Source organism: Algoriphagus sp. 10J20-15, assembly GCF_055809615.1.
This window is the reverse complement of record NZ_JBVVUG010000027.1, coordinates 1-7,441: the sequence shown is the minus strand read 5'-3', so window position 1 is coordinate 7,441 and position 7,441 is coordinate 1. Positions and strand designations below refer to the sequence as shown.

Sequence of the window (7,441 nt, the reverse complement as noted above, 5' to 3'; positions counted from 1 at the left end):
CTCATTTATCGTTCGATCATACAAATGAAAAAGAACTACATTTTAAGCATAATGCTACTGCTGTTATTGACACTAATTTTTCCCGGTTTTGCCCAGACTTCTGACAGGCCTAATATTATTTTTATCCTCGTGGATGACCTAGGCTATGGTGATATTGGGGTTTTTTTCCAGAATGAAAGAAAAGCTCTAAACGATCGAAGTGAGCCTTGGATAATGACCCCAATGTTGGATAAAATGGCAAATGAAGGAGCTATGCTGACCAATCATTATACTGCAGCTCCAGTTTGTGCTCCTTCCATGGGCTTCTATTCTTATGGGAGTCAATCAAGGTCATGCCCACGTTCGGGATAATCAGTTTGATAAAGAAATCGGAGATAACTATACAGTAGCGGATGTGCTTAAATCTGTGGGGTATGAAACCATTGCCATTGGTAAATGGGGATTACAGGGTAAAGGGGAAGCACCCAATTGGCCTGCCCATCCTTTAAAAAAGGGCTTTGATCAGTACTTTGGGTACATCAGACATGGTGACGGTCACGAGCATTATCCGGTGGAAGGAATCTACCGGGGAAGCAAAGAAGTTTACGAGGGCTACGAAATTGTAAAGGGTCTGGATAAAAGTTACACAGGAGATTTGTTTACCGCTAAAGCAAAAGATTTTATCATTTCTCATCAAAAGGAGAAAGCTGATAAGCCATTTTTCATGTATCTGGCCTATGATACGCCTCATGCTGTATTAGAATTGCCCACGCAGGATTATCCAGCAGGAGGAGGTTTAAATGGCGGAATGAAGTGGCTGGGGACTCCTGGGCATATGATCAATACGGCATCTGGTGAAGTGGATTCATTTACCTATCCTGAGTTTGCAAATGCAACTTACGATCATGACAAAGACCCAAATACAGCTGAGGTAGCATGGCCAACTACTTATCAGAGGTATGCTACCGTGAGCAAGCGGATCGATGATCAAGTTGGTGATTTGCTTCAGCTGCTAAACGATTTAGAAATAGCAGAAAACACCTTAGTGATTTTCACTTCAGATAATGGCCCTTCCGAAGAGTCTTATTTACCAAAAGAGTATGCCAATTACACACCTGAATTCTTCAATAACTTTGCTCATTTCGATGGAATCAAACGTGATGTGTATGAAGGTGGGTTACGAACAGCTACCATTGCCTATTGGCCTTCGCAAATCAAAGCAGGAACTGTGGTGACTTCCCCAAGTATTTCTTATGATTGGATGGCGACTTTTGCTGATGCCCTCGGGAGCATTTGCTCCGATAAGAACAGATGGTGTATCACTTTTACCATCTCTGACTGGAAAAGGCAAACAAGCTCCCAGCGAAATTTATATAGAATATTTTCAAAACGGGAAATCCCCTAACTACTCCGAGTTCTTGGATTCCCATCGAGGCAGGAAACGAGGGCAGATGCAAATGATCAGAAAAGGGGATATGGTCGGTGTTCGCTATGATATTAAAAATCAGGAGGAGGATTTTGAGATTTATAATGTCCTAATAGATCCGCAGCAGGGCAATAATCTCGCGGTAGAAAACCCTGCACTTCAGAAGGAATTTAAATCTACGGTATTAAGAAGTAGAATTGCCGATCTGGATGCGCCACGGCCGTATGACTCCGCATTGGTACCAGCTTTGGAGCTTTTGAAAGTTGAAAAAGGATTGCAAGTGACCACTCATCAAGTTACCAGTTCTTGGATTCCTGCTGAAATTGGAAAAGCCATTTCCAAGCAGCTTGTCGATTTTCCTTCTGTTGAGAAAGTAACAGGTAAGGGGAACCTGGTGCTTTGGCAAGGGTATATTAAGATTCCGAAAGCTGGTAAATACTCATTTAACGCAGACAGAAAGGAAAGTCGTTTCTTCATGCGTATTCATGATATCGCCGTTTTGGATGGGAATTTTGAAATAGGTAATTCTCCCCAAGGATCAGTTTATTTGGAAGCGGGTTACCATCCTGTTAAAATCTATTTGCTGAAGGATGATGCAACACCTCAACTGGAATTGTCCTGGAAATTTGAGGAGGGTCCTATGGAAATGATTTCGTCTGAATTCTGGTTCAGATAGACTGCTTTAAGTAGTTGGAATTAGTAGAACAAAAAGGTGGGATGATTTATTCCACCTTTTTCCTTTTCCACCATTTCACTCCTTCATACCATATCACTGATAGAAATCCTGTCCCTACTGCTAGTGATAGGTTGATTAAACTTGGTGTCTCAAAATCGAAAAATCTTGAGAAGGGCTTGACATAAAGCAGTAAAGTGGTAATAAAAATCGTAATGCCTACGATCAGGAATACGAGCTTATTTTTATACCGGACGGTTGTAAAAATGGAATAGTAGAACGAACGATTTACCAGAGTTAACATCACATTGGCAGAAATAAGGACTGTGAAAACCAGGGTTCTTGTCAGTGACTCATTTAATCCTTGGTTTACTGCGTATTGGTAAATCAGTAGGGTGCCTGCAGTTATTACCAAGCCTTGTACTATGCTGGTGGTGAGTTCTCTCAAATTGAAAAAAGTACTGGTCATTGCACGAGGTTTTTGAGACATGCTGTTTTTTTCCATGGGCTCATTTTCGTAGATGATGGAACAAGTAGGCCCCATGACCAGCTCAAGGAAAATGATATGTACCGGAGAAAAAATAGTAGGGTACAACCAGCCTAAAGCCAAGGGAAGAAATACAGTTAAAATAATAGGGATATGGATTGAAATGATGTATTGAATGGCTTTTTTCAGGTTGGTATATATTTTTCTTCCCATCGCCACTGCATCCACCATTTTAGATAGATCATCCTCCTTAAGTATCAGGGATGCGGCTTGCTTTGCAATCTCAGTTCCTTTACTACCCATGGCAACACCAATATGTGCCGCTTTAAGTGCCGGGCCATCATTTACGCCATCACCCACCATAGCCACAATCTCATTATTCTTTTTCAGCGCATTGATTATTTTCAACTTGGCTTCTGGAAACATTCGGGTAAATACCTGAACCTCATTCACAGTTTTTTGCAGTGCTTCCTCGGATAAGCTAATGAGCTCTTCGCCTGAAATACTTTTTTCATATCCCCGAAAACCAACTTGCTTGGCTATGGCTTCTGTTGTTGTAGAATTATCTCCAGTGATTATTTTTACAGCAATTTTGGCTGTATAAAAATCCTCCAAAACCTTAGCTATGTTTTTCTTTGGAGGGTCATAAAATGCCACTATCCCTTTAAATGCAAAAGGAAAATCCTGCTGCTCTTTTGGGAAATCATTGCCTTCAAATTTCGCTTCACCTACACCCAACACGCGGTAACCTTCTTTGGTAAGTTCGGTCAGGGCAGCTTCCAGTTGGTTTTTTTGATCTGTTTTTAAATCAGAAACATTAATAATCGCCTCTGGTGCTCCTTTGGCTGCTATGATGCGATCTCCAGATGAATTTTCAAAAACATGAGTCATCATAGGAGGTTTGCCACCTAATGGATATTCATGAACCAGCCTGAAATTGCCTCTCTCGTCTGACTCAACAATGTTTTCATACGCCTTATGAAGGGCTATTTCCATGGGATCAAATGGAATAGGCTCACTAGCCCACATGGCAAGCCTTATTAGATCTTTTTCATCTTGATTTTCTATATTTTCTGAATTCCAAATTTTACCGGAATCCAGCGTGAAGATCTTTGCTAAGCTCATCCTGTTTTCTGTGAGAGTACCAGTCTTGTCTGTGCAAATAACCGTAGCGCTACCTAGGGTTTCTACAGTTTTCATCTGCTTGACGATAATACCCATTTTCATCAGTCTCCAGGCACCTAGCGCCATAAACGTAGTAAAGGCGACGGGAATCTCTTCCGGCAATATGCTCATTGCTAGTGTAAGAGCTTTCAGTAAACTATTGGTAAAACTGTGGGATTGGAAGTAGTTTATGACCCATACAATAGCGAAGACAATCACGCCTACAATCACCATTTTCTTCACAAAACTGTTTATCTGTAGTTCTAGAGGTGTTTTTTCTTCCTGAATCGATTCCAGGCTTTTGCCGATTTTCCCAAGCTTTGTCTGATTACCAATCGCTGTAATGGTGATAATTGCCAATCCACTGGCTACCGAAGTGCCTGTAAATACCTTGTTTTCATCGCCGGTGGCATCCTTAGATACTGCTAAAGACTCACCGGTAAGTATGGATTCATTCACCGAAAAATCATTGGAATGAACAATCACACCATCTGCAGCCACAGCGCCTCCTTCTTCAATTATAAGACTGTCACCAACTACCAACTCTTCGCTTTTTACTTCCAGAATTTCATTGTTGCGAATCACCTTGCAAACAGGCTGGGAGAGGTCCTTCAGTTTTTCTAGGGCATTTCTACTTCTTGAGTCTTGATAAAGGGAAATTCCTGCCACCAAGACAATAGCGAAAGCCATAAAAATGCCATCGTCCATTTTGCCACTGATAAAATAAATCACAGAGGTGGCTAATAATAAAATGACCATGGGTTCTTTTACTACGCTTTTTACTGCTTCAAAAAATCCACTCTCTTTTTTATAATCAAACTGGTTTTTGCCATGCTTTTTCCTTGATTCAAAAACCTGATGATCTGTTAACCCTTTGATATTAAAATTATTAGCAGACATGGTAAAAATTGATTGTTGATGGTAAATCTACTAGTTAGGTAAATGTATTTTACAATTTGATAGGAAAAGTCTGTAAACAAGCTTTCTCATTTTATGTATATCCGCATGTTTACCAGTAAGGTGGCAAAAGCATAGTAAGATAAGTAAATTTAAGAATTTAGATCACTTCGATCACTTGTACTCAGCATGGCCGAAGTATCGGTATTCCAGCCTGGGTACCAAAGATTCTAAGGTGACTGGCATCATTGCGGGTAATCAAATTATTTTATCCTAACCCGGACTAGTTACGTTGTAAAGTAGTAAGTTTTTGATTGAAGAGTGAATCTAGCGCTAGCATCTTTGCTTTGATATTTTACACATTGCCTTTCCCAGCAACTATTAGCTATTGCCTTGACAGAGCGGTAAAATACTATTACAGCTGACCTAGTGAAGTGCAGCTTGCGAGTGCCAAGTGATTTGTTCTAGAAGCTGAGCTTATGCAAGTAAAGATGGACTGATCTCAAGCCGACCATAGAAAAAACCCTTTCATCCTTCTTCCTAAAACCCTATTTTAAACCTATGAACCGCAGACCTTTTCTTCAAAAAATCAGCCTTATCGGCACTTCGATTATGACTATGCCTTTTATGCTCTATGGGAAAATGGATTTCCCTAAAGCTACCCGACTCAAATTCATCACCGCTTCAGATGGGCACTGGGGGCAGCCTGATACAGATTACGAAACTTCCCATAGCAACTTGATCGAGGCCATCCACAGGGAAAAGGAGGTGGATTTTGTGGTTTTTAATGGGGATCTGATTCACGATAATCCCACACTTTTACCACAGGTCAAGGAAGTTTATAACCGCCTGCAAGTACCTCACTATGTCACCCGAGGCAACCACGACAGGGTAAGTGAGGCGGACTTTGAGAAAATCATGGGACAGACGACCAACTTTTCCTTCCAAGCCAAGGACTCCGGCATCCTGCTGCTGGACTGTTCCAATGAAAAAGGGGAATACCTCTGCGCCAACCTAGACTTTGCCAAAAGCATTCTGGATCAATTCGCCTCCCTTCCTCAGGTTTTTGTCTTTGTCCACATCTCCCAAAACGACTGGACCCGGCATGGAGTACCCTGTACGGACTTCCTAAACCTAATCACTTCTTACCCGAATGTGCGGGCAACTTTCCATGGACATGATCATGACGTGGATGGGCAGATGATTTACCGTAAAAAACCCTTTCTATGGTCAGGGCACTTCGGCGGAAGCTGGGGTAATCCATTTCCTTCCTATCGGGTATGCGAAGTGGGGGAAGACGGAAAGGTCATCAGCTACCTAAAGACCGTGAAAGACGGGACTATCCTGAATGGACATACGCTCTGAAAAGTCTTGCAACAAACACCCAAAAAATAAATTCCCCTCCTGTACAATTCCACTAGACGAAATCCTTAATTTGGATTCAGCAGAACCCGGAATACTTGTGGACAATTGCGATATAGACGCAATAGGGTAGAGGGGGTTGTGTATATACAAGTGTTGGCGTGCATTTAAAATGAAGAAACTCATAGTCATACTATCAATAATCATTGTCGGACTAACTTCCTCATGGTATTTCGACATTTGGAACGAACCCGTTAAGACGATAGATGAACTAATCGGACGGAATTTTGACTATGCTCATAAAAAGTATTTTCAGACTGACCCCAACAGACAATACAAAGTGAACATAAATGACAACCTGAACGAATTTGATGGTGGAATTCTAAATAAAAAGGAAATCCTAACGGACTCTATCGTTCACGTATTTACATGGCACTACACCTCACACAAAAAAACAATTTGGGTCGGACGAACTGAAAAAATGGAAAGCCAGGTAATTGACGCCATTCGATACAGCAATAACGTTCAATTTTAAAGCGTAGAGAGTTGGGGATAATCATTCAAAATAAAAAACACTATTTGACACGGTTTCCTATATGGTTAGCCATAATTGTCTTTTGTGGATTATCACCAGCTATAATCGGACTTTTTGGTGGTTGGTTAACAGAAATTTCAACAGGAGAGCCGTGTCATGAAGGAAACTGTGCTTGGATGGCACTACCATGGTTGATACTTTTTACTTTACCAATCAGTGGGATAATTTTAGCTATATACTTAATGATCATAATTATTGATTCTATAACATTGATGAAAGGAAATAAAAAACGACACACCAACAAAGGCTAAGAAAACATGAGGGCAGAAGTGGTAAAATGAAATTTAGTATACAAAATAAACTTGGTTTTCGGTTGAAAGTGACGTGTTCCAAGACCCGCACGTTTCTTAGCCAAACCGTTAACTATCATAAATAAATATGAAATTGTTTCCTAGAGGTGTAAAAGGACATTTAGATTATTATCTGAGAAAATTTTATAAGCAGATTCTTGATAAATATCAATTCGAATTGATTGATAAAAGGATACAGGATCTTGCTCCTTTGGCAGCAATTTATACCTATCGAAATGATACAATAAAATTGAACTTGATAAATGATAAAGGGATAGTAAATTGTACTATTGCCTCTGTTTATGGTAAAGATGATTTTTATGACTTAGACGTACTTAAAATTTTGATAAAGACAAAAAGTGAAGACCTGAATGAGGAAACTTTAAAATATTATTTGACCAGATCAATGACTCCTTCAGAAGAAGTAAAGTTACTGGATAATAATATGGCCTTAATAACAGAGTTATTTGCTAAAAATAATTTTGAAATGACTCAAAAAGAGCTAAGCAAAATTGGATGGAAAAGAGCAGAATTTCTTTTTGGGAAAGACTTTCAAAATAAAGCAGAC

At 40.1% G+C, this 7,441-nt stretch carries 7 protein-coding genes; 6 read left to right on the top strand and 1 reads right to left on the bottom strand.

Translation table 11 applies throughout. The features are described from left to right. The 3 genes from AC0L6R_RS10745 to AC0L6R_RS10735 all read left to right on the top strand — a co-directional run. Positions 1–351 (top strand): sulfatase-like hydrolase/transferase (locus tag AC0L6R_RS10745; RefSeq protein ID WP_473271212.1); only part of this gene is annotated, 351 nt, incomplete at its 5' end. Further along, positions 314–1,384, top strand: a complete 1,071-nt coding sequence (locus AC0L6R_RS10740) for a sulfatase-like hydrolase/transferase (protein WP_473271211.1) — start codon at positions 314–316, stop codon at positions 1,382–1,384. The genes AC0L6R_RS10745 and AC0L6R_RS10740, both read left to right, overlap by 38 nt. Before the next feature lie 52 nt (positions 1,385–1,436). Beyond that, complete coding sequence (locus AC0L6R_RS10735; RefSeq protein ID WP_473271210.1) at positions 1,437–2,081, top strand: PA14 domain-containing protein; 645 nt, start codon at positions 1,437–1,439, stop codon at positions 2,079–2,081. A gap of 46 nt (positions 2,082–2,127) precedes the next feature. Here AC0L6R_RS10735 and AC0L6R_RS10730 read toward each other — a convergent pair whose 3' ends face one another. Continuing rightward, complete coding sequence (locus AC0L6R_RS10730) at positions 2,128–4,629, bottom strand: cation-translocating P-type ATPase (protein ID WP_473271209.1); 2,502 nt, start codon at positions 4,627–4,629, stop codon at positions 2,128–2,130. A 558-nt stretch (positions 4,630–5,187) separates the two neighbouring features. On the opposite strand from AC0L6R_RS10730, the gene AC0L6R_RS10725 reads away from it, so the two are divergent. From AC0L6R_RS10725 to AC0L6R_RS10715, 3 genes are all read left to right on the top strand, one after another. Beyond that, positions 5,188–5,991, top strand: a complete 804-nt coding sequence (locus AC0L6R_RS10725) for a metallophosphoesterase family protein (protein ID WP_473271208.1) — start codon at positions 5,188–5,190, stop codon at positions 5,989–5,991. Between the two features lie 169 nt (positions 5,992–6,160). Beyond that, positions 6,161–6,523, top strand: coding sequence for a hypothetical protein (locus tag AC0L6R_RS10720; RefSeq protein WP_283411280.1), 363 nt, complete (start codon positions 6,161–6,163; stop codon positions 6,521–6,523). 444 nt (positions 6,524–6,967) lie between these two features. Continuing rightward, positions 6,968–7,441, top strand: a 474-nt coding sequence (locus AC0L6R_RS10715; RefSeq protein WP_473271207.1) for a hypothetical protein, incomplete at its 3' end; no start/stop codon positions are given.